At 66.1% G+C, this 22385-nt stretch carries 18 protein-coding genes and 1 pseudogene; 8 read left to right on the top strand and 11 right to left on the bottom strand.

Annotated features, from left to right (window positions below; translation table 11 throughout):
* Positions 1 to 423: pseudogene (locus tag JMF82_RS01670) on the top strand (histone deacetylase family protein); the annotation flags it as partial.
* 110 nt (positions 424 to 533) lie between these two features.
* Here JMF82_RS01670 and msrB read toward each other — a convergent pair.
* A complete protein-coding gene (msrB, locus tag JMF82_RS01665; protein WP_201312786.1) occupies positions 534 to 935 on the bottom strand; it encodes a peptide-methionine (R)-S-oxide reductase MsrB in 402 nt (133 codons plus the stop codon).
* Between the two features lie 92 nt (positions 936 to 1027).
* On the opposite strand from msrB, the gene lptD reads away from it, so the two are divergent.
* From lptD to JMF82_RS01635, 6 genes are all read left to right on the top strand, one after another.
* Complete coding sequence (gene lptD / locus JMF82_RS01660; protein ID WP_201312785.1) at positions 1028 to 3487, top strand: LPS assembly protein LptD; 2460 nt, start codon at positions 1028 to 1030, stop codon at positions 3485 to 3487.
* 38 nt (positions 3488 to 3525) lie between these two features.
* Positions 3526 to 4872, top strand: coding sequence for a peptidylprolyl isomerase (locus JMF82_RS01655; RefSeq protein ID WP_201312784.1), 1347 nt, complete (start codon positions 3526 to 3528; stop codon positions 4870 to 4872).
* 7 nt (positions 4873 to 4879) lie between these two features.
* Positions 4880 to 5881 carry a 4-hydroxythreonine-4-phosphate dehydrogenase PdxA gene (gene pdxA / locus JMF82_RS01650; protein ID WP_236585245.1) on the top strand — a complete coding sequence of 334 codons (1002 nt, stop codon included), beginning with the start codon at positions 4880 to 4882 and terminating at the stop codon, positions 5879 to 5881.
* Between the two features lie 49 nt (positions 5882 to 5930).
* A complete protein-coding gene (gene rsmA, locus JMF82_RS01645) occupies positions 5931 to 6716 on the top strand; it encodes a 16S rRNA (adenine(1518)-N(6)/adenine(1519)-N(6))-dimethyltransferase RsmA (RefSeq protein ID WP_201312803.1) in 786 nt (261 codons plus the stop codon).
* A gap of 89 nt (positions 6717 to 6805) precedes the next feature.
* Positions 6806 to 7189, top strand: a complete 384-nt coding sequence (gene apaG / locus JMF82_RS01640) for a Co2+/Mg2+ efflux protein ApaG (RefSeq protein WP_201312783.1) — start codon at positions 6806 to 6808, stop codon at positions 7187 to 7189.
* Positions 7189 to 8040 carry a symmetrical bis(5'-nucleosyl)-tetraphosphatase gene (locus JMF82_RS01635; protein ID WP_201312782.1) on the top strand — a complete coding sequence of 284 codons (852 nt, stop codon included), beginning with the start codon at positions 7189 to 7191 and terminating at the stop codon, positions 8038 to 8040. Before apaG ends, JMF82_RS01635 begins: the two co-directional genes overlap by 1 nt.
* A gap of 348 nt (positions 8041 to 8388) precedes the next feature.
* Here JMF82_RS01635 and secA read toward each other — a convergent pair whose 3' ends face one another.
* Both secA and JMF82_RS01625 read right to left on the bottom strand, forming a co-directional pair.
* Positions 8389 to 11121, bottom strand: coding sequence for a preprotein translocase subunit SecA (gene secA, locus JMF82_RS01630; RefSeq protein WP_201312781.1), 2733 nt, complete (start codon positions 11119 to 11121; stop codon positions 8389 to 8391).
* A gap of 264 nt (positions 11122 to 11385) precedes the next feature.
* Positions 11386 to 12315 (bottom strand): M23 family metallopeptidase, encoded by a 930-nt coding sequence (locus tag JMF82_RS01625; RefSeq protein ID WP_201312780.1) that lies wholly within the window; start codon positions 12313 to 12315, stop codon positions 11386 to 11388.
* Between the two features lie 29 nt (positions 12316 to 12344).
* Here JMF82_RS01625 and JMF82_RS01620 point away from each other — a divergent pair, with 29 nt between their 5' ends.
* Complete coding sequence (locus JMF82_RS01620; RefSeq protein ID WP_201312779.1) at positions 12345 to 12830, top strand: DUF721 domain-containing protein; 486 nt, start codon at positions 12345 to 12347, stop codon at positions 12828 to 12830.
* A gap of 221 nt (positions 12831 to 13051) precedes the next feature.
* Here the strand turns inward: JMF82_RS01620 and lpxC are convergent, their stop codons facing one another.
* The 8 genes from lpxC to ftsW all read right to left on the bottom strand — a co-directional run bounded on the left by lpxC (position 13052) and on the right by ftsW (position 22383).
* Positions 13052 to 13966: a UDP-3-O-acyl-N-acetylglucosamine deacetylase gene (gene lpxC, locus JMF82_RS01615; protein WP_111984208.1), complete on the bottom strand. Its 915-nt coding sequence runs from the start codon at positions 13964 to 13966 to the stop codon at positions 13052 to 13054.
* A gap of 468 nt (positions 13967 to 14434) precedes the next feature.
* On the bottom strand, positions 14435 to 15616 hold the full coding sequence (gene ftsZ, locus JMF82_RS01610) for a cell division protein FtsZ (protein ID WP_201312778.1): 1182 nt from the start codon (positions 15614 to 15616) through the stop codon (positions 14435 to 14437).
* 118 nt (positions 15617 to 15734) lie between these two features.
* Positions 15735 to 16967: a cell division protein FtsA gene (gene ftsA, locus JMF82_RS01605; RefSeq protein ID WP_201312777.1), complete on the bottom strand. Its 1233-nt coding sequence runs from the start codon at positions 16965 to 16967 to the stop codon at positions 15735 to 15737.
* Positions 16964 to 17701, bottom strand: a complete 738-nt coding sequence (locus JMF82_RS01600; RefSeq protein WP_201312776.1) for a cell division protein FtsQ/DivIB — start codon at positions 17699 to 17701, stop codon at positions 16964 to 16966. The genes ftsA and JMF82_RS01600 overlap by 4 nt, the downstream gene beginning before the upstream one ends.
* Positions 17698 to 18633, bottom strand: coding sequence for a D-alanine--D-alanine ligase (locus JMF82_RS01595; protein WP_201312775.1), 936 nt, complete (start codon positions 18631 to 18633; stop codon positions 17698 to 17700). Before JMF82_RS01595 ends, JMF82_RS01600 begins: the two co-directional genes overlap by 4 nt.
* Positions 18630 to 20072 carry a UDP-N-acetylmuramate--L-alanine ligase gene (gene murC / locus JMF82_RS01590; protein ID WP_201312774.1) on the bottom strand — a complete coding sequence of 481 codons (1443 nt, stop codon included), beginning with the start codon at positions 20070 to 20072 and terminating at the stop codon, positions 18630 to 18632. The genes JMF82_RS01595 and murC overlap by 4 nt, the downstream gene beginning before the upstream one ends.
* Positions 20069 to 21148 (bottom strand): undecaprenyldiphospho-muramoylpentapeptide beta-N-acetylglucosaminyltransferase, encoded by a 1080-nt coding sequence (murG, locus tag JMF82_RS01585; protein WP_201312773.1) that lies wholly within the window; start codon positions 21146 to 21148, stop codon positions 20069 to 20071. Before murG ends, murC begins: the two co-directional genes overlap by 4 nt.
* Entirely contained in the window at positions 21145 to 22383 is a 1239-nt protein-coding gene (gene ftsW / locus JMF82_RS01580) for a putative lipid II flippase FtsW (protein WP_201312772.1), read from the bottom strand. The genes murG and ftsW overlap by 4 nt, the downstream gene beginning before the upstream one ends.
* Between the last annotated feature and the right edge of the window lie 2 nt (positions 22384 to 22385).

Genomic DNA, 22385 nt, shown 5'->3' with positions numbered 1-22385 from the left:
ACGCAGGACATCTTCCAGCGCGAACCGCGCGTGCTGTTCCTGTCCAGCCACCAGATGCCGCTCTATCCGGAAACGGGGCGCGAAGACGAACGCGGCGCCGGCAACATCATCAACGGGCCGCTCTCGCCCGGCGACGGCTCGTATGAGTTCCGCGAACTGTGGGAGGGCGTGCTGCTGCCGCGCATGCACGCGTTCAAGCCGCAGCTGGTCCTGGTGTCTGCCGGGTTCGATGCGCACCGCAACGATCCATTGGCCGACCTGCGCCTGGGCAGCGAGGACTACGCGTGGATCACCAGCCGCCTGGTGGCCGTCGCCGAAGCCCACGCCGAAGGCCGCCTGGTATCCACGCTGGAAGGCGGCTACAACCTGCTCGCGCTGGCCACCAGCGTGGCCGAGCACGTCAGCGAGCTGATGGAACCCTGACCAACGTTTTTGTGGGAGCGCACCCTGTGCGCGACGACCCTGCACAGCGTCGAGACGGCAAGGTTGCGGTCGCGCACAGGGTGCGCCCCCACAGACTCCGCTCGTCGACCTCACGCCATCGGCAGGAAATCCAACGCCACCGAATTGATGCAGTAACGCAGGCCCGTCGGCTTGGGGCCATCGGGAAACACATGCCCCAGATGGGAATCGCAGCCTGCGCAACGCACTTCGGTGCGGCGCATGCCATGGCTCTCATCCTGGTGCAGGCTGACAGCCGCCCGGGTAATCGGCTGGAAATAGCTCGGCCAGCCTGAGCGGGAATCGTACTTGGCTTCCGACGCGAACAACTTCGCGCGGCAGGCCACGCAGACGTAGGTTCCCGCGGCCCTGTGCCGGTACCACTTTCCACTGAAGGGCGGCTCGGTGGCCGAGCAGCGGCAGACGGCGTATTGCTCCGGGCTCAGGCGGGCACGCCAATCCTCGTCGGGCCTGGTGATCTTTTGCTCACTCACGCGTCATCCTTATCGACCGTAGTTCCATCCAACTGCCGTCCAAGGGGGCTTTCTGCTAGTTTTACGAGCCTCCCAGCCGACAGACTGCCATCGTGACGCCCAAGCCGACTTCGCGCCACCTGCCTCCGCGCCGCCTGCTGGCGGTCGCTGCCGCGCTCGCCCTGTTTGGTGGCCCGGTGGAGGCCCAGTCGACCTCGGACCAGCCCGAGCCCGCGGCACCCGTCAGCAATACGCCGCCGGCGGCCGTGCCCAATTGCCCGCTGGGCGCGTTCCGCTGCCCTCCGCGTCCGCTGAACTACACGATGTGCCGTCCCAACGCCATGCTGTCGTTCTACGACCCGACGCTGAGCAAGGACAGCTCGGTCCGCGACACCTCCAACACCTATGTCACCGCGCAGCGCGTCGACAGCTCCAACCAGACGGTCTACCACCTGGAAGGCGACGTGAAGGTGGAGCGTGCCGACCAGCGCATGCAGGCGGACGTCACCGACTACAACGACGAGACCACCGACTACGACGCGCGCGGCAACGTGCGCTACCAGGAAGCCGGCCAGCTGGTGTCGTCGGACCACATGCGCGGCAACCAGACCGCCAGCACCGCCATCGCCGACAACGTCAGCTACCAGATGCTGACCAATCGCGGCAACGGCCTGGCCCAGCAGGGCCAGATGCTGGACGACCAGCGCAGCCGCTACACGCAGGCCACCTACTCGACCTGCGACGTGGGCAACCACGTCTGGGAGATCAAGGGCAAGGACATCCGGATGGACAAGGAGACCGGCGAAGGCGTCGCGCATGACGCCACCATGTCCCTCTATGGCGTGCCGTTCTTCTACCTGCCGACGTTCTCCTTCCCGATCGATGATCGCCGCAAGACCGGCTTCCTGACGCCGACGATCGGCAACTCCAGCCGTTCGGGCTTCACGGTCAGCACGCCTTACTACCTGAACCTCGCGCCGAACTACGACGCCACGCTGGACCCGCGCATCTACACGTCCCGCGGCGTGATGCTCGCCGGCGAGTTCCGCTACCTGGTCCCGGGCAGCCTCGGCCAGCTGAACTTCGAATACCTGCCGAACGACCGCGGCGACCCGACCCCGGGCAGCACCGAGGACACCAAGGGCGATGACCGCTGGTTGCTGAAGTACAACGACGTCTCGCACCTGTACGGCCCGTGGTCGCTCAATGCGTCGATCAATCGTGCATCCGACCGCAACTACCTGCGCGACTTCGGCAACGACCTGTACACGTCGGCGATCGGCACCCTTACGTCGAGCACCTACATCAACGGCGGCGGCATGTGGGGCAGCGCGTACTGGAACGCGCAGATCGGCGCGGATTACTACCAGAACGTCGACCCCTCGCTGCCCGATAGCGTGGTGCAGTACAAGCGCTGGCCGCGAGCCGCGTTCAACGTCGACTACCCGATCAACCGCTGGCTCGACGTCGGCGCGAACACCGAGGCCGTCGCGTTCCGCAAGGAAAACGTGGTGGAGGGCAACCGCCTCGACCTGTATCCCTATATCGGCGCGGATTTCCGCGGCGCGGCCTGGTTCGTCAAGCCCAAGATCGCCTACCGCTATACCGGGTACGACCTGCAGGGCAACTACGAAGAATATGGCTACCAGGGCCGCCTTGGCCCGAACGTCTCGTCCCCGTTCACCAGCAATTCGCCGAGCCGCTCGCTGCCGATCGTGAGCGTGGACAGCGGCCTGGTCTTCGACCGCAGCACCTCGCTGTTCGGCACCAACTACACGCAGACGCTGGAGCCGCGCCTGTACTACCTGTACGTGCCGTACCGCAACCAGGACAACATCCCGCTGTTCGACACCAACCTGATGTCGTTCGACACCTGGCAGCTGTTCACCACGAACACCTACTCGGGTGCGGACCGCCAGATGAACGCGAACAACCTCAGCGCCGCGGTCACCTCGCGCCTGCTCGACGACAACGGCGTGGAACGCCTGTCGGCCACCTTCGGCCAGATCCGCTATTTCAACCAGCAGCGCGTGCAGCTGCCCAATGGCCAGAACACGGTCACCCCGGCCACCGACTGGTCCGGCTCGGACTACGTGGTCGAGCTCAACACCCAGCTCAGCGACGACTGGCGCCTGACCTCGCAGTACCAGTGGAACCCCAATACCAGTCTCACCGACCTCGGCGCCCTGACCCTGCAGAAGCGCATCAAGGTCGACGGCATCATCAATTTCTCGTACCGCTACCGTCGCCAGCCCGGGTCCGAAGCGCCCCTGCTGGAACAATACGACGCCTCGGTGGTCTACCCGATTTCCGACCGCTGGCGCCTGCTCGGCCACTGGACCTATTCAGTGCTCGACAAGAAGACGGTGGAAGCCCTGGCGGGTGTGGAGTACGACAGCTGTTGCGTGGCTGTGCGCCTGATCGGCCGGCACTACGTGAACACCTACAACTACATCACCACCACGGGCGCGGCGAACAACGCCATCATGCTGGAAGTGGAGTTCAAGGGCATGGGCGGGTTCACCGGTCAGTCGGAAAGCTCCCTGCGTAATGGTATTCTTGGTTATCAATAACTTCCCTGTCGCCCATGGCGATTGAAGGCCCCCGACTGATGAAGCAGCCTTTCGCGTTGTTCCTGCTCGCGATCGCCACCGCGACCGCCCTGCCCACCCATGCCCAGCTGTTGCCGCAGGCGGCCACGGGCAAGCAGCCGCTCGACCGTATCGTGGCGGTGGTGGACGAGGGCGTGATCCTGCAGAGCGAGCTGAACGAGGCGGTGCGCTCGGTGCAGCAGCAGTACGCCCGCAACCCCGGCCAGCTTCCCCCGATGGATGTGCTGCAGCGCCAGGTGCTGGATCGCCTGATCCTGATGCGCCTGCAGGTGCAGCGCGCCGACGACCAGGGCATCCGCGTGTCCGATGCCGACGTGGACAAGGCGGTCGCCGCCGTGGCCCAGCAGAACCGCATGTCGTCGGAACAGCTGCGCGCCGCCGTGGAACAGGACGGCTCCAGCTGGGCCGCCTTCCGCCACCAGCTGGGCGACCAGCTCGTGGCGCAGCGCCTGCACGACAGCGTGGTGCGTGACCAGGTCAGCATCACCGACAGCGAAATCAACAACATGCTGGCCAGCCCCACCTACAAGGCCGGCGAAGTGCACCTGGCCCACATCCAGGTCAGCGTGCCGGCCGGCGCCAGCGCCGCCGACATCAAGGCGGCCCAGGACAAGGCCACCCAGGCCATCGACGCCATCAAGGGCGGCATGGACTTCCATGCCGCCGCCATCCGCTACTCCGACGGCCAGGACGCCCTGGACGGCGGCGACCTCGGCTGGCGCCGCCTGGACGAAATCCCGCCGGCCTTCGCCGACGCCGTGGCCGGCATGAAGGCTGGCGACGTGACGCCGGCCATGCGCGGCCCGACCGGCTTCCACATCCTCAAGCTGATCGAGCAGCGCGCCCCGAGCCGCCAGGTCGTGCAGGAGTTCCACGCCCGCCAGATCCTGATCAAGCCCAGCGAGCTGCTGACGCCGGAACAGGCCCACCAGAAGGCGGAAGACCTGTACAGCCGCATCGTCAACAAGCACGAAGACTTCACCAAGCTGGCGAAGGAAAACTCCAAGGACGACACCACCGCCAACAACGGCGGCGACATGGGCTGGTTCGCCCAGGGCGACTGGGGCTCGATCATCGGCGAGAAGCTGGGCGAGATGAAGGATGGACAGGTCTCGCAGCCGTTCCAGAGCGAGGCCGGCTGGCATGTCCTCGAGCGCCTGGGCACCCGCCAGAGCGACCGCACCGACGAAATGGAGCGCAACCAGGCCCGCCAGGCCATCGGCAACCGCAAGGCCGAGCAGGTTTACGACGACTACCTGCGCGAGATGCGTTCCAGTGCCTACGTGAACATCCTGGTGCCCGAGCTGCGCGATCCCAACCAGCCGCAGGCCACCAAGTCCTCCTGAGGCCGCTTTGAACGTCGCCCACGCCCTGCCCCGGCTGGCCGTTACCGCGGGTGAGCCGGCGGGGGTCGGACCGGAGCTGCTGATCCGATTGGCCGCCACTCCCGTGGCGGCCAATTTCGTTGCGGTCACCGATCGCGAACTGCTGGCGCGCGCGGCCTCCCGCTGCGGGCTGGCCATCGAACTGGTCGACGATGACGGTTCAAAGATCGCGACGCGCGCCCCCGGCCAGTTGCGGGTCCACCATGTGCCGCTGGCAGTTGCCGAGCGCCCCGGCCATCCCGACCCGCGCAATGCCCGCCATGTGCTGGCCACGCTTGCCGAAGCGGCCGATGGGTGCATGGCGGGCCGGTATGCGGCGGTGGTCACCGCGCCGCTGCAGAAGTCGTCCATCAACGAGGCGGGCATCCGCTTCAGCGGCCACACCGAGTTCTTCGCCGAGCGTGCGCACGCCGACGTGGTGATGATGCTGGCCAGCCCCGAGCTGCGCGTCGCGCTCGCCACGACCCATCTTCCGTTGTCGGCCGTTCCCGCCGCGATCACGCGCGATGCCCTGGAGCAGGTGCTGCGCATTGTCCATCGGGAACTGCGCGCCAAGTTCGGCTTCGCCCAGCCGCGCATCGGCGTGCTTGGCCTGAACCCGCATGCTGGCGAAGGCGGCCACCTGGGCCGCGAAGAGCTGGACACGATCATTCCGCTGCTCGACGACCTGCGGGGCGAAGGCATGACCCTGGTGGGCCCGCTGCCGGCCGACACGGCCTTCGTGCCATCGCAGCGCGATCGTTACGACGCCGTGCTGGCGATGTACCACGACCAGGCGCTGCCGGTGCTCAAGAGCGAAGCCTTCGACCGCACCGTCAACCTCACCCTCGGCCTGCCCTTCATTCGCACGTCGGTCGATCACGGCACGGCGCTGGATCTGGCCGGCACCGGCAAGGCCGCCCCGTCCAGCCTGATCGCCGCGGCAAACATGGCGCTGGACCTGGTCCGCCGACGCGCCGACCTGTCGTGAGGAACGACACGACCCACTTCACCGAGCTTCTGCGCCCATGTCTCCTCCGATGAACGCCCGCCCCAAGAAGAGTTTCGGCCAGCACTTCCTGCACGAGAAGCGCTACATCGAGCGCATCGTCAGCGCGATCTCGCCGCGCCCCGACGATTTCGTGGTCGAGATCGGCCCCGGCGAAGGCGCACTGACCCTGCCCTTGCTCGCGGCAGCGCAAAAGCTCACGGCCATCGAGCTCGATACCGATCTCATCCCTGATTTGCAGGCGCGCGCCGCCAGCGTAGGCGAGCTCAGCATCATCCACTCGGACGTGCTGAAGGTGGACTTCAGCGCGCTGGCGCACCGCCACGGCGTGGAACGCCTGCGCATCGCCGGCAACCTGCCTTACTACATCTCCAGCCCGATCCTGTTCCATTGCGTCGAACATGCGCGCGCGATCCAGGACATGCATTTCATGCTGCAGAAGGAAGTGGTCGACCGCATGGCGGCCGAGCCCGGCAGCAAGGTATACGGGCGCCTTTCCGTGATGCTGCAGCTGGCCTGCCGCGTGGAGCCACTTTTCGTGGTGCCGCCGGGCGCATTCCGGCCGCCGCCGAAAGTCGATTCGGCGGTGGTGCGCCTGGTGCCGCTGGCAACAGACCAGTTGCCGGACGCCGATCCCGGGCGCATCCATGCCATCGTGAAGGCGGCGTTCGCGCAACGCCGCAAGACGCTGGGCAACGCGCTCAAGAACGTCATGGATACCCCGTCGATTATCGCGGCGGATGTCGATCCCAAGGCGCGCGCCGAAACGCTTTCACCCCAGGACTACGTACGCCTGGCACGCGTCGTCACGGAGTGAACGCGACGGCCCGTCGCGCGGCGGGTCCCGATTCAGCCCGACGCACGCAAGCTTTCCCCATGGAAGGCCACAACCCGTACAATCGCGGCATGAACGACAGATCTTCCTACACGATCGACGTGCAGGTCGAACCCCGCTTTGTCCCCGACCAATCCCGTCCCGGCGACAACCGCTATGTTTTCGCCTACACGATCACGCTGCACAATGCGGGCGACGTGCCCGCGCGCCTGCTTTCGCGCCACTGGGTCATCACGGATGCGAATGGCAAGGTGGAAGAAGTCACCGGCGAAGGCGTGGTCGGCGAACAGCCCTGGATGCGTCCGGGCGACCGCTACGAATACACCTCCGGTGCCGTGCTGGAAACCTCGGTGGGCGTGATGGAAGGCAGCTACCAGATGCTGGCCGACGACGGCACCCGCTTCGAAGCGATGATTCCGGCGTTCACGCTGTCCATTCCGCGTACGCTGCACTGATGGCTATCTATGCGATCGGTGATGTGCAGGGCTGCCATCCCGAACTCCAACGCCTGCTCGACAAACTGCGCTTCGATCCCGCCGGCGACCGCCTGTGGTTCTGCGGCGACCTGGTCAACCGCGGCGGCCAATCGCTGCAGACCCTGCGCCTGATCCATAGCCTGCGCGAGCAGTCCATCGTCACGCTGGGCAACCACGATCTCAGCCTGCTGGCGATTGCGCAGCGCCGTCCCGAGGCACAGTCGAAGGTCAATCCGGAACTGCGCGAAGTGCTGTTCGCCGATGATGCGCCGGTGCTGATGGAATGGCTGCGCTCGCAGAAGCTGCTGCACCACGACGAACAGCTCAACTGGACCATGGTGCACGCGGGGCTCGCTCCCATGTGGACCCTGCGCCAGGCACAGCGCTCGGCGCAGGAGATCGAGCGCGAACTCGGCAGCCCGCGCCACCCGCGGCTGCTGAAGAACCTGTTCGGCAATCGTCCGGCCGCGTGGAGCAGCCGCCTGCAGGGCATCGAGCGCATGCGCGCCTCGATCAACACGCTCACGCGCATGCGCTATTGCGACGTGCAGGGCCGCATCGACTTCGAGAGCAAGGGCATTCCAGGCACGCAGAAGCCCGGCATGTATCCGTGGTTCGAAGTGCCCGGCATGCGTCGTCGCGAAACACGCATCGTGTGCGGCCATTGGTCCGCGCTCGGCCGCATGGCGGGCATGGGCATCTACGCCATCGATACCGGTTGCGTGTGGGGCGGCCAGCTCACTGCGTTGCGACTGGACTGCGAAGAGCCGCAGTACATCACCGTCGACGCCGAGCCCTATCGCAAGCGCGTACCGGGCGGCGGGGACTGACGCGCCCGACACCGTCCCGTCTTCTGTGGGAGCGCACCCTGTGCGCGACTGCGACGCTGCAGTCGAATGCGCGGTGAGGAGCCGCGTGCGTCGATTGCAACATAACCCGCGGCGCGCAGTGTCATAGCGGCACGCATCCGTCGCCTGCGCACAGGTCCTGGTCGCGCACAGGGTGCGCTCCCACAAGGCAACCCATGAAGAACCCCGCGCGAAAAGCCAACGGAGCGGTGAGGCGACTGCATGGCATTCGCGTAGCGGCGCAACGGTGATCGCGCACTGGGTGCGCTCCTACAAAAAGCACGAGTTGATGCGCAAGAAAAACCCCGCCTGGGCGGGGTTTTTCATTTATCAGCTCAGCTGACCGTGGCAGTGCTTGAACTTCTTGCCGGAACCGCAAGGGCAAGGATCGTTGCGGCCCACGCGCGGACCATCCGCGCCCGCCTGCGGCAAGGCTGCCATGCTGGCCGCCGCCAGGGCTTCCGCATCGGCGCCCAACGCGCCCACCGGCGCACCACCGCCGCTGGCCATCATCTGGCGCTGCAGGCGCTCGGCCAGACGCTGCTGCTCGGCTTCCATCGCAGCGACTTCTTCCTCGCTGCGCACGCGCACGCGTGCCAGCATCTGCACGACTTCGCTCTTGATGCGATCGAGCATGCTGGAGAACAGCTCGAACGATTCGCGCTTGAACTCCTGCTTGGGCTGCTTCTGCGCGTAGCCGCGCAGATAGATGCCCTGGCGCAGGTAGTCCATGCTGGCCAGGTGTTCCTTCCAGGCGTTGTCGACCACGCTCAGCATGATGTGCTTCTCGAGCTGGCGCATGGTCTCCGGTCCGATCTGCTGTTCCTTGCTCTTGAACAGCTGCTCGGCACCTTCGCTCACGTGCTCGAGGATCATCTTGTCGTCGACCTCGTGCTGCTGCTCGACCCAATGCTTCATGTCGAGCGACAAGCCGAACTCGCTTTCCAGCTCGCGATCGAGGCCGGCAAGATCCCACTGCTCGTCCACGCTGTCGGCCGGCACGTGGCGACGCACCAGGTCGGTGATCACGTCCTCGCGGATGTCGGCGATGGTGTCGGACACGTCGTCCACTTCCAGCAGCTCGTCGCGCTGCGCGTAGATCACCTTGCGCTGGTCGTTGGCGACGTCGTCGAACTCCAGCAGGTGCTTGCGGATGTCGAAGTTGTGCTGCTCGACCTTGCGCTGCGCCTTTTCGATCTGGCGGCTGACCATGCGGTCTTCCAGCGCGTCGTCTTCCTTCATGCCGAACATGCGCATCCAGCGGCCAACCCAGTCACCGGCGAAGATGCGCAGCAGGTTGTCTTCCAGCGACAGGTAGAAGCGCGAGGAACCCGGGTCGCCCTGGCGGCCCGAACGGCCACGCAGCTGGTTGTCGATGCGACGCGACTCGTGGCGTTCGGTGCCCACGATGTGCAGGCCGCCCGCGGCGAGCACCTGCTCGTGGCGCTTCTTCCAGTCGGACTTGACCTTGGCGCGCTCGGTTTCCGAGGCGTCTTCTGGCAAGGTCGCCAGCGCCGCTTCCAGGCTGCCGCCCAGCACGATGTCGGTACCGCGGCCGGCCATGTTGGTGGCGATGGTCACCGAGCCCGGCGCACCGGCCTGGGCCACGATGTGCGCCTCGCGCTCGTGCTGCTTCGCGTTGAGCACTTCGTGCGCGATCTTTTCCTTGCGCAGCAGGTTCGACAGCAGTTCGGACACTTCGATGGACGTGGTGCCCACCAGCACGGGCTGGCCGCGCTTGTGGCAGTCCTTGATGTCTTCGATGACCGCGCGGTACTTCGCCTGCTGGGCGAGGAAGACCATGTCCGGGTTGTCCTGGCGGATCATCGGCTTGTGGGTGGGGATCACCACCACTTCCAGGCCGTAGATCTGCTGGAACTCGTAGGCTTCCGTATCGGCCGTACCGGTCATGCCGGCCAGCTTCTTGTACATGCGGAACAGGTTCTGGAAGGTGACCGTCGCCAGCGTCTGGTTCTCGCGCTGGATCGGCACGCCTTCCTTCGCCTCCACCGCCTGGTGCAGGCCGTCCGACCAGCGGCGGCCCGGCAGCGTGCGGCCGGTGAATTCGTCGACGATCACCACTTCGCCGTCGCGGACGATGTAGTCCACGTCGCGGTGGTAGATCGCGTTGGCGCGCAGCGCCGCGTTGAGATGGTGCACGACGGCCAGGTTCTTGGAGTCGTACAGGCCACTCTCCGGATCGATGACGCCGGCCTGGCGCAGCAGTTCGTCCGCATGCGACATGCCCTCTTCCGAGAGGTGCACCTGCTTCTGCTTCTCGTCGACCCAGTAATCGCCCGCGCCGTCTTCCTTCTCCTGGCGGATCATCTTCGGCACGATCTTGTTCACCGAAATGTACAGCTGCGGGGAATCCTCGGCCGGGCCGGAGATGATCAGCGGCGTGCGCGCCTCGTCGATCAGGATGGAGTCGACCTCGTCGACGATGGCGTAATGCAGGCCGCGCTGGTAGCGCTGGTCCTTGCTGAGCGCCATGTTGTCGCGCAGGTAGTCGAAACCGAATTCGTTGTTGGTACCGTAGGTGATGTCCGCGGCATACGCGGCATGCTTGTCGGCGTGGTCCATGCCCGGCCACACCACGCCGGTGGTCAGGCCGAGGAAACCGTACAGCTTGCCCATCTGCGCCGAGTCGCGGCGGGCCAGGTAGTCGTTCACGGTGACCACGTGCACGCCCTTGCCTTCCAGCGCATTGAGGTACACCGGCAACGTGCCCACCAGGGTCTTGCCTTCACCCGTGCGCATTTCGGCGATGCGGCCCGAATGCAGCACCATGCCGCCGATCATCTGCACGTCGTAGTGGCGCATGCCGAGCACGCGCTTGGCGGCCTCGCGCACCACCGCGAATGCTTCCGGCAGCAGCTTGTCCAGCGACTCGCCACCGGCCACGCGCTGCTTGAACTCGTCGGTCTTGGCGCGCAGCGCCTCGTCGCTCAGCTTTTCGAACTCGGGTTCGAGCGCATTGATGCGCACGACAGTCTTGGAGAGCTGGCGGAGCACGCGTTCGTTGCGGCTACCGAAAAGGCTCGTCAGGGCACGGTTGAGCATCGATCTTCCGGATCAGGATTCATGAGCCGCCCGCCTGGGGAAACCGGGCGGGACGAAAGGATTGATGATACTAGGGTCGGCGGGCTATCCCAAACGCCGGAGGTCACCCTCCCGCGGCCCGGCGGGATGCGCGCTGGAAAGCGGCCCGCGGACTCCACCGATCATCGTCCCAGCCAGGGCAACGCTGATCAGGTCTCGTCGCCGTAGGTGTGGCGGCTCGCGCAAAAGCTTTCAAGGGCGGCCGGCGGCCGCCCCGGAACACGGTCAGCGATGGTTCTTCACGAAGGCCAGCGGGTTGACCACGCGGCCCTTGTACCAGACCTCGAAATGCACGTGCGAACCGGTGGAGCGGCCGGTGGAACCGGCCTCGGAGACGACGTCACCCACATGCACGCGCTGGCCGGGCGTGACGTCCAGCCTGCTGTTGTGGGCGTAGCGGGTCATGTAGCCGTTGCCGTGGTCGATTTCGATCACTTCGCCGTAGCCGGTGCGTTCGCCGGCGAAGGTCACCATGCCTTCGGCGACCGCATGCACGGCCGTGCCCTTCGGCGTCGAGATGTCCAGGCCCGTGTGATAGGCGCTGTGCCCGCTGAACGGGTCCGGGCGACCGCCGAAATAGGAGGAAATGTAGCCGTCGACCGGCATGCCGGTGGGCTTGAGATTGGATTCGATCTTGGCGTCCAGCAACAGGCTCTGCAGCGCGGAAAGCTGCGCCTGCTGGCTGTCGAACTGGTTGGCGAGCTGATTGATGCTGGTGTCGAGCGTCTGCGGCAGGGCATAACCACCGTCCACCGCATCTTCCACACCACCGACGGCAGGCTGCTCGTCGAAATTGAATTCGCCATCGTCGAGCTTGCCGACCTGGGTAAGGCGCTCGCCAAGGGCATTGAGACGGGTCGATTGGGCCTGGAGCTGGCCCAGCTTCACGGCGAGCGCGTCGATATCGCGCTGGGCATCCTTGCGTACGCCGACCAGTTGCTGGTTCTGCTGCTGCACCTGCTGGCGCAACTGGCGGATCTCGGTGAGGGCGCGATCATGCGGACTGGCCACTGCCATCGCGAGGGCGCCGCCCAGTCCCGCACATCCCAGTACCGCCACCGCCGCCACCCCCAACAGTCGCCATCGCAGGCGCCGGTCGGCGAGGTTGAATGTTTTGGGCACCTTTTTGGTGCGGGACACAAGTATGATTTGCATGTCTTTCTTCGTCGAAGATGCCGGTATCCATGCAGCGCGACGCTCCACCACCCTCCCGCCGCACCGGTTCCGGACTCACGCCCATCACCGCGTTCGGCCCCATTGCCTCACTGGCCCGCAAAGCCCGTGAGCTGGATGCTTTGGATCGCGCACTGCGCCAGACGTTACCGTCACCACTCCGCGAGCAGGTTCGCTTCGCCAACCTGCAAGACGGCCGCCTCGTTTTTCTGGCTCCTTCGCCGGCTCTGGCCGCCAGGGTGCGCCTTCTCCAGACGCAAATCCTCTCGACCGCACGCGCCATCGGCACGTACGCCAGTTCAGTCACCGTGAAAGTGGCCCCCCCTCCACCGACAGACATCGTGCCGGATCGGTCAAAACCGCTTTCGCCGGCCGCAGCCTCTCACCTGAGAGCCGCTGCAGCCTCAACAACAGACCCCGAATTGCGGGAACTGTTCCTTGAGCTGGCGTCCGTCGCCGAAGTTTCTGATTCCCAACCCGGCGAAGCGGCGGACTGACGTCCGAACTTCGCCGACACCATTGCGGTACTTCCCCTGCACCGACCCTGAGGTCGGCCTGCATGGGTTTATACCATGCCCCCACGAACCGGATAGACCGTGATGTCATCAGGACGTGAACAGCTGCCAATAGAAGGCGGGAGGTATATCACAAAACGAACGGCCGCGTCCCTGAGGACGCGGCCGTTCAGTTTGTTCAGCCTTGTGAAGGACTTACGCGATCAGATCGCCTGCGCGGGGTGCGCGTAGGAAATCGGCGCCGTGGCCGGGTCGTCGGCGAAACTCACCTCTTCCCAGGCGGAAACGTCGGCCATGAGGGTGCGCAGCAGCTTGTTGTTGAGCTCATGGCCCGACTTGTGCGCGTAGTACGCACCGACCAGGCTGTGGCCCAGCAGGTAGAGATCGCCGATGGCGTCCAGGATCTTGTGCTTGACGAATTCGTCCTCGTAACGGAGGCCGTCTTCGTTGAGCACGCGGTAGTCGTCCAGCACCACGGCATTGTCCATCGAACCGCCGAGCGCGAGGTTGTGCTCGCGCAGCATCTCGATGTCGCGCATGAAGCCGAAGGTGCGAGCGCGGCTCACTTCCTTCACGAACGAGGTGGTGGAGAAGTCGATCTCCGCCTTGGACGTGCGCTTGCTGATGATCGGGTGGTTGAACTCGATCGAGAAGCCAACCTTGAAGCCTTCGAACGGCTCGAAGCTGGCCCACTTGTCGCCTTCCTGCACCTTGATCGGCTTCTTGATGCGGATGAAGCGCTTGGCGACGTTCTGCTCCTCGATGCCTGCGGACTGCAGCAGGAACACGAACGGGCCCGCGCTGCCGTCCATGATCGGCACTTCCGGCGCGGAAAGGTCGACGTAGGCGTTGTCGATGCCGAGGCCTGCCATCGCGGAGAGCAGATGCTCAACGGTGGAGACGCGCACATCGCCATTGACGAGGGTGGTGGACAGGCGCGTGTCACCGACATTGTCGGGACGAGCGGCAATTTCCACCGGCGGATTCAGATCGGTACGACGAAACACGATGCCCGTATTCGGGGCAGCGGGGCGAAGCGTCATGTACACCTTGTCGCCGGTATGCAGACCGACGCCGGTGGCACGAATGATGTTCTTGAGCGTACGCTGCTTGATCATTTTTTGGGTACCTGTAAGGGGCAGCAGCCAAATTAGGGAACGGATGCTAACACAGTCTTAACCTGTGAAAAGGCGATCCATTCCGCACACACTGTTCACCCTTTCATGTTCCTTTCATCCATGAATAACATTTATTCATGGGGTGATCAGCGCTTTTCCCAGCAACTTCAACGACTTAAGTTCTGACACGGCGCTCCGGACCGGGACGGGATTCCGGTCACGGAGCGCCGGGCCGACCGGAAAATCCACTTCCGGCAGGCCATGCGTCATCCCTGAAGCACAGTCGTTGGAGCTTGCGTACGTCCAGAACGCTCGCCGGCGACGTCAGCGGACATCCACCCCAAAGGGGCGGAAAACCCTTACGTACACCGGCTTCCCGAGGGAACGACAGGTGTGCGTTTCGTTACTGACAAGTGAAACCGGCGATTTGTTCAATTTTTCTTCAAATTATTTGCCCTGTCAGCTATCTCAGTCGGCCTGGCGGCGCAGGAAGGCCGGGATGTCGAGGTAATCGAAGCTGGGATCGGCGCTCTTGGCGGACGCGCTGGCCTCGACGCGGGTGGTCGTGGTGACTTCCGGCTGGGCGTAATCCACCACTTCGTTGCCGGTGCCGGTACGCAGCACGACCGGACGCGGACGCTGGCGCATTTCGACCTGCTGGGTCACCACCGGACGCATTGGCTGGCGGGCCGCAGCACGGTTCAGGCCCGTGGCCACGACGGTGACGCGCACGTCGTCCTGCATTTCCGGGTCGAGCGAGGTGCCCATCACCACAGTCGCGTCTTCGCTGGCGAAGTCGTGGATGATGCGACCGATCTCGTCAAATTCGCGCATGGTCAGGTTCGGACCGGCGGTGACGTTGACCAGGATGCCGCAGGCGCCGTTGAGGTTGACGTCTTCCAGCAGCGGGTTGTTGATGGCGGCTTCGGCGGCGGCCTGCGCGCGGTCGTCGCCGCGGGCGGTGCCCGAACCCATCATGGCCATGCCCATTTCGGACATCACGGTGCGCACGTCGGCGAAGTCGACGTTGATCAGGCCCGGCGCGGTGATGAGGTCGGCGATGCCCTGCACGGCGCCCTGCAGCACGTCGTTGGCGGCCTTGAACGCATTGAGCAGCGTCACTTCACGGCCCAGCACCGACAGCAGCTTCTCGTTGGGCACGGTGATCAGCGAATCGACGTGCTGCGAGAGATCCTCGATGCCCTTGGCCGCGACCTGCATGCGGCGACGGCCTTCGAACGGGAACGGCTTGGTGACCACGGCCACCGTGAGGATGCCCTTTTCCTTGGCGAGCTGCGCCACCACCGGGGCTGCGCCCGTGCCGGTGCCGCCGCCCATGCCGGCGGTGATGAACACCATGTCCGCGCCCTCGAGCACTTCCTCGATGCGCTCACGATCTTCCAGTGCGGCCTGGCGGCCCACTTCCGGGTTGGCGCCGGCGCCCAGGCCCTTGGTCACGTTGGCACCCAGCTGCAGGTGCGTGCGCGAACCGCAGCTCTTCATGGCCTGCGCGTCGGTGTTGGCGACGACGAACTCGACGCCTTCGATGTTTGCATTGAGCATGTGGGCCACGGCGTTGCCGCCGCCGCCACCCACGCCGATGACCTTGATGACTGCATTGGGTGCGAGTTTTTCGATCAGTTCAAACATTTCCCGTCCTCCGTAGAGCTCTGTTGTCGTTGTATCCGCGGGTGTCGACGTTCCTGTCGCCCCTTGGTGGCGGACGAACATCCATTCGTCCATGGCGGGGCCTCCTGCCCCACCCAAATCAGAAATTCTTGGTGATCCAGCCGCGCAGCTTGTCGACCAGGCCGCCCACGCTGCCGCCCGACGGCCCGCTCATGCGCATGCCGCCGTGGCGCGCGCCGTGCAGCAGCAGGCCCACGCCGGTGGAGTGCAGCGGATTGGAAATGACTTCGCCCAGGCCACTGATGTGCTGCGGCACGCCGATGCGCACCATCTTGTGGAAGATCTCCTCGGCCAGTTCCAGCGCACCCTCCATGCGCGAAGCGCCGCCGGTGAGCACGACGCCGGCCGCCACCAGGCTCTCGTAGCCCGAGCGCCGCAGCTCGTCCTGCACCATCTCGAAGATTTCCTCGTAGCGCGCCTGCACCGACTGCGCGAGCGACTGGCGGGCCAGGCGACGCGGCGGACGGTCACCCACGCTGGGCACCTGGATGGTCTCTTCCGCGTGCGCCAGCTGGGCCAGCGCGCAGGCGTACTTGATCTTGATCTCCTCGGCATGCGCGGTCGGCGTGTGTACGCCGTAGGCGATGTCGTTGGTGACCTGGTCGCCGCCGACCGGCAGCGACTTGGTGTAGCGGATCGCGCCCTGCGTATAGATGGCGATGTCGGTGGTGCCCGCGCCGATGTCGACCAGGCACACGCCCAGTTCGCGCTCGTCATCGGTCAGCACCGACTTGGCGCTGGCCACCGCCGAGGGCACCAGCTCGTCCACGGTCAGGCCGCAGCGCTGGATGCACTTGGAGATGTTCTGCACCGCCGCCGCCGCGCCGGTCACCAGGTGCACGCTCGCCTCCAGGCGCACGCCGCTCATGCCCACCGGCGAGCGAATGCCGTCCTGGCCGTCGATGCGGTATTCCTGCGACTCCTTGTAGAGCACCTTGCGGTCGGCCGGGATCGCCACCGCGCTGGCGGCTTCCAGCACCTGGTCGAGGTCGCCCGGGGTCACTTCGCGGTCGCGGATCGCGGCGGTGCCGTGCGAGTTCTTGGTCTCCAGGTGGCTGCCCGAGATCGAGGCGTAGACCGAGCGGATATCGCAGCCGGCCATCAGCTCGGCTTCCTCCACGGCGCGCTGGATCGAGTGCACGGTCGATTCGATGTCCACCACCGAGCCGCGCTTCATGCCGCGCGAGACATGGGTGCCGATGCCGATCACTTCGATCGGCTCGCCGGGTTCGTACTCGCCGACGATCGCCACCACTTTGGAGGTGCCGATGTCGAGGCCGACCACCAGTTGCTTGTCGTTCTTGGTCTTCATGTGCGGGGTGAGCCTCCAGCGTTCACGGTGCTCGCCTGCGGCGGCCATCGAACGGCAAATCCATTGGTGTAACGAAGATCGGCATAGGCGAAGCCCTCGGAGTGGCCGGCCATCAGCTGCGGGTAGACGTCGAGGAACCGGCGCAGGCGGCGACCGGCCTGGTCGCGATCGCCTACGACGATCTGCGCGCCGCTGTTCGTGGTGAGGCTCCAGCTGCCGCGCTCGGTGAGCGAAACGCCGACGATCTTCAGTTTGGTGTTGGCGAAGGCCTTCTGCGTTTCCGCATAGAAGCTCACCACTTCCGCCAGGCGTGCATCGGGGCCGCGCAAGTCGGGCAGATCGCCATTGGCCGACACGTCAGGCACGTCGAATACCAGACCTTGCCGGCTGATCAGGCGCTTCTCGTTCCAGCGTGCAAACGGCTGGCGCTCGTAGATGCGCAGGATCAGCGTATCGGGCCAGCGCTTGCGCGCCTCCACCGATTCCACCCACGGCAGCGCGGCGACCGCCTTCTGCACGCCATCGAGGTCGAGCGCGAAGAACCCCTTGCCGAGGCGCGGCATGACGACCGTACGGAGCTCGTCCTCGGTCACGTGCTTGAACTCGGCCTGCACCGTCAACTGGGTCACCGGCCAGCGATTGGCCGCAAACCATCCGCGCAGCACGCCGACGATCGGCAGCGCCACGAGCGCGATGGCCAACACCCAGGCAACGAGGCGGATGGTTCCCCTCACACGTCCTCCCGGAAGCTCGTTTCAAGCACGCGCCAGCACAGCGTCTGGTAGTCGATGCCGGCGACGGCCGCGGCCTTCGGTACCAGCGAATGCGAGGTCATGCCCGGCGCGGTGTTCACTTCCAGCAGCCAGTTGCGACCCTGCTTGTCGCGCATCACGTCGACGCGGCCCCAGCCCGAGCACGCCAGTGCATCGAACGCGCGCAGGGCCAGGTCCTGCATCTCGCGCTCGGCGTCGCCGTGCAGGCCCGGGCAGATGTACTGCGTGTCCTCGGCGATGTACTTCGCGTTGTAGTCGTAGTACTCGCCCTTGGGCACGATGTTGATGGTGGCGAGCACCTGGCGATTGAGCACGCCGACGGTGTACTCGCCGCCTTCGATCAGCGTCTCCATCAGCATGTCGCCGGGATAGCGCTGCGCCAACGCCACGGCGGCGTCGAGGTCTTCTTCCTTGAACACGCGGGTGACGCCCACGCTGGAACCTTCCCATGCCGGTTTCACGATCAGCGGGAAACCGATCTCGCGCGCGGCGGCATGCACGTCGGCGCCACGCGGCAGCGCCTTGAACCTCGGCGTCGGCAGGCCGAGCGCCTGCCACACCAGCTTCGCGCGGATCTTGTCGAGCGAGAGCGCGGATCCGAGCACGCCGGAGCCGGTGAACGGAACGCGCAGCGATTGCAGCGCGCCTTGCAGCTCGCCGTTCTCGCCACCGCCGCCATGCAGGATGTTGAACACGCGGGCGAAGTGGCCGGCGCGCACGGCGTCCAGCAGCGCCGGGATACCATCGATGGCATGCGCATCCACGCCGCGCGCCTGCAGCGCGGCCAGCACGTTGCGGCCGGAATCCAGCGACACCTCGCGCTCGGCCGAACTGCCGCCCATCACCACGGCGACGCGGCCAAACTGTGCGGGGTCGGTAATCGTCTTGCTCATGCTTTGCTCGTCTTCAGTTGACCGGCGTTCGCCATTTCCACCGCCGCCGCGCCGATATCGCCGGCGCCGAGCAGCAGCAACAGATCGCCGTCGCGCAGCAGCGCGGGCAGCGTCTCCTTCAGTTCACGCGGATGATCGACCAGCACCGGATCGACCTTGCCGCGCGCGCGCACCGCACGCGCCAAGGCGCGGCCATCGGCACCCGCGATCGGCGCTTCGCCGGCCGGATAGACATCCGTCAACACCAGCACGTCGGCCTCGGCCAGCACGTTGGCGAAATCATCGAGCAGGTCGCGCGTGCGGCTGTAGCGATGCGGCTGGAAGCCGACCACCAGGCGGCGGTCCGGCCAGCCGCCACGTGCCGCGGCGAACACCGCCGCGAGTTCGCGGGGGTGATGGCCGTAGTCGTCCACCAGCAGCGCGGTGCCCTTGTCCAGCGCGATCTCGCCGCGACGGTGGAAACGACGGCCCACGCCCTGGAAATTCTGCAGCGCGCGGGCGATCGCCTCGGCTTCCACGCCCAGCTGCCAGCCGATGGTGGCGGCGGCCAGCGCGTTGAGCACGTTGTGGCGGCCCGGCAGGTTGAGCTTGACGTGCAGCGCCTCGTTGCGACCCGGCAGCCACAGGTCGAAGTGCATCTCGAAGCCGTGCTGCGAAAGGTTGCTCGCGCGCACGTCGGCGTCCTGCGTGTCGATGCCGTAGGTCATCACGCGACGCGTGGTGGACCTGGCCAGCTCGGCCACTTCCGGATCGTCTACGCACAGCACCGCCAGGCCGTAGAACGGCAGGCGGTGCAGGAAGTCGGCGAAGGCCTTCTTTACCAGCGCGAAATCACCGTGGTAGTTCTCCAGGTGATCGGCGTCGATGTTGGTGACGACCGCGACCACCGGCGACAGCATCAGGAACGAACCGTCCGATTCGTCGGCCTCGGCCACGATGTACTGGCCCGTGCCGAGGCGGGCATTCGCACCGGCCGCGTTGAGCTGGCCGCCGATCACGAAGGTCGGATCGTAGTTCGCCTCGGCCAGCACGCTCGCCGCAAGGCTCGTGGTGGTCGTCTTGCCGTGCGTGCCGGCGATGGCGATGCCGCGGCGGAAGCGCATCAGCTCGCCCAGCATCTCGGCGCGCGGCACCACCGGGATGCGCGCGGCACGGGCAGCCTGCAGTTCGGGGTTGTCGGCGTTGATGGCGCTGGAAGTGACCACGACGTCGGCATCGCCGATGTTCTCGGCGGCGTGGCCGACATGAACTTCAATGCCCAGCGCGGAGAGACGCTGCGCCGTCGGCGAATTGGCGCGATCGGAACCGGAGACGGCATAACCCAGGTTGTGCAGCACCTCGGCGATGCCGCTCATGCCCACGCCGCCGATGCCGATGAAATGCACGCGGCGGAAGGTGGTCATCAAATCCTCGTGCGCGAGCAAGCGACGCGGCGTCATGCGGCCACCTCCATGCACGCGCGCGCGATCACCGCCGCGGCATCGGGCTTGGCCAGCGTGCGCGCGGCCTCGCCCATCGCGACCAGGCGCTCGCGATCTTCCAGCAGCGCCTCGAGGCGCTGCGCCAACTGCTGTACGTCCAGATCCTTCTCCTGAATCAATTCGGCCGCATGCACGGCGACCAGCGCCTCGGCATTGCGGGTCTGGTGGTCATCCACCGCATAGGGAAACGGCACGAGCACGGCACCGAGCCCGGCGGCCGTGAGCTCGGCCAGCGTGAGCGCGCCCGCGCGGCAGACCGCGAGATCCGCCCAGGCATAGGTGCCTGCCATGTCTTCGATGAAGGGCACGATCTGCGCGTCGACGCCGGCCTTGGCATAGGCGGCGCGCGCTTCGTCGATGCCGCGGTTGCCGCACTGGTGCAACACGTCCGGACGCTGCGCCGGCGACAGCAGCGCCAGCGCCTGCGGCAAGGCGATGTTCAACGCGCGGGCGCCCAGGCTGCCGCCCAGCACGAGCAGGCGGGCACGACCGGCACGTGCGGCCATGCGCTCGGCGGGCGCCGGCAACGCGGCAATGGCGCCGCGCACCGGATTGCCCACCCACTCGGCACCCGGCAACGCATCGCTGAAGCCGGCCAGCACGCGCTGGGCATGCTCGGCGAGCTTGCGATTGGTGAAGCCGGCCACGCGGTTCTGCTCGTGCACCAGCAGCGGGCGACGCGTGAGCCGGGCAGCGACGCCGCCGGGGCCGGCGACATAGCCACCCATCGACAACACGCTGCGCGGCTTGATGCGGCGCAGCGCACCGAGCGACGCGAGCAAGGCACGCGCGAGCATGAGCGGCGCCAGCAGGCGCGTCTTCAGGCCCTTGCCGCGCAGGCCACCCACCGGCACGGTCACCAGCTCGATGCCGTGCGCCGGCACGACCTTGGTCTCCATGCCGCCTTCGGCACCCAGCCACACTACCGGCACGCCCTGCGCACGCAGCGCCTCGGCCACGGCGAGGCCCGGGAAGATGTGGCCACCGGTACCGCCGGCCATGATGAGCACGGGCTGCGACAGGCTCTTGGTCATGCGGTCACCGCCTCACGCGCGGGCGTCGCGGCCACGGACGTGTTCGCGTCGGGCACGGCGTTCGCCGGCATGCGCGCCGCCATCTGGCGCGCATCGAGGGCGCGGTTGATCTCATAGGTGGTGCGCAACAGGACACCGGCCATCGCGCAGGTCAGCACGATGGACGAACCGCCGTAGCTGATCAGCGGCAGGGTCAGCCCCTTGGTCGGCAGCGCGCCGAGGTTCACGCCGATCGACACCATGGTCTGCAGGCCGAGCATCAGCGACACGCCGCAGGCGACGAAACCGGCAAAGCGCTGGCCGATCTCCATGCCCTTCAGGCCCATGAAGAGGCCGCGGCCCACCGCCAGCGCGAACAGGCCCATCACCAGCAGGATGCCGGCCAGGCCCAGTTCCTCGGAGATCACCGCGAAGATGAAGTCGGTGTGCGCTTCGGGCAGGTAGGACAGCTTGAGCACGCTGGAGCCCAGGCCCACGCCGGTCCACTCGCCACGGCCGATCGCCATCAGCGACTGCGTGAGCTGGAAGCCGTCGTTGAACGGATCGGCCCAGGGATCGATGAACGAAGTGAGGCGGCGCATGCGGTACGGCTCGAACTTCGCCACGAACCACAGCAGCGCCACCACCGGCAGGCCCATGCCGCCGAGGTAGACCGGCTTGGCGCCACCCATCCAGATCATGCCGATGGTGACCGCGATCATCAGCGTGGCCGAGCCGAAGTCCGGCTGCGCCAGCAACAGCAGCACGAACAGGCCGGCCACCATGATCGGCTTGAACAGGCCCCAGAAACTGGTTTCCACGCTCTCGCGATGGCGCACCAGGTAGCTCGCCGTATACACGACCAGGATCAGCTTCACCGCTTCGACCGGCTGGAAACTGGTGATCAGGAAGTTGAGCCAGCGCCGCGCGCCGTTGATGCGCATGCCGATGCCCGGCACGAACACCAGCAGCAGCAACACCACCGCACCCGCCAGCAGCAGGTAGGCGTTCTTTTCCATGAACTTCAGTTCGGTGCGCATGGCGATGCCCGCCAGCACCATGCCGATACTGAGGAACAGCAGGTGGCGCTTGAGAAAGTAGAACGCGCCGATGTGCTGGCTCTCGGCCACCGCGATCGAGCTGGACGCCACCATCACCACCCCGATGCAGGCCAGACCGACGAGCGCGATCACCAGCGGCATGTCGAAGCTGCCGCGGGGTCCCTGTCGTCGCTTGGCCTGGGTGGTGTCAAACATGG

This window comes from Dyella sp. EPa41, from assembly GCF_016586165.1.
Classification (GTDB): domain Bacteria; phylum Pseudomonadota; class Gammaproteobacteria; order Xanthomonadales; family Rhodanobacteraceae; genus Dyella.
Note: the sequence above shows the minus strand (reverse complement) of the source record. Positions and strands in the feature narration are given on the sequence as shown.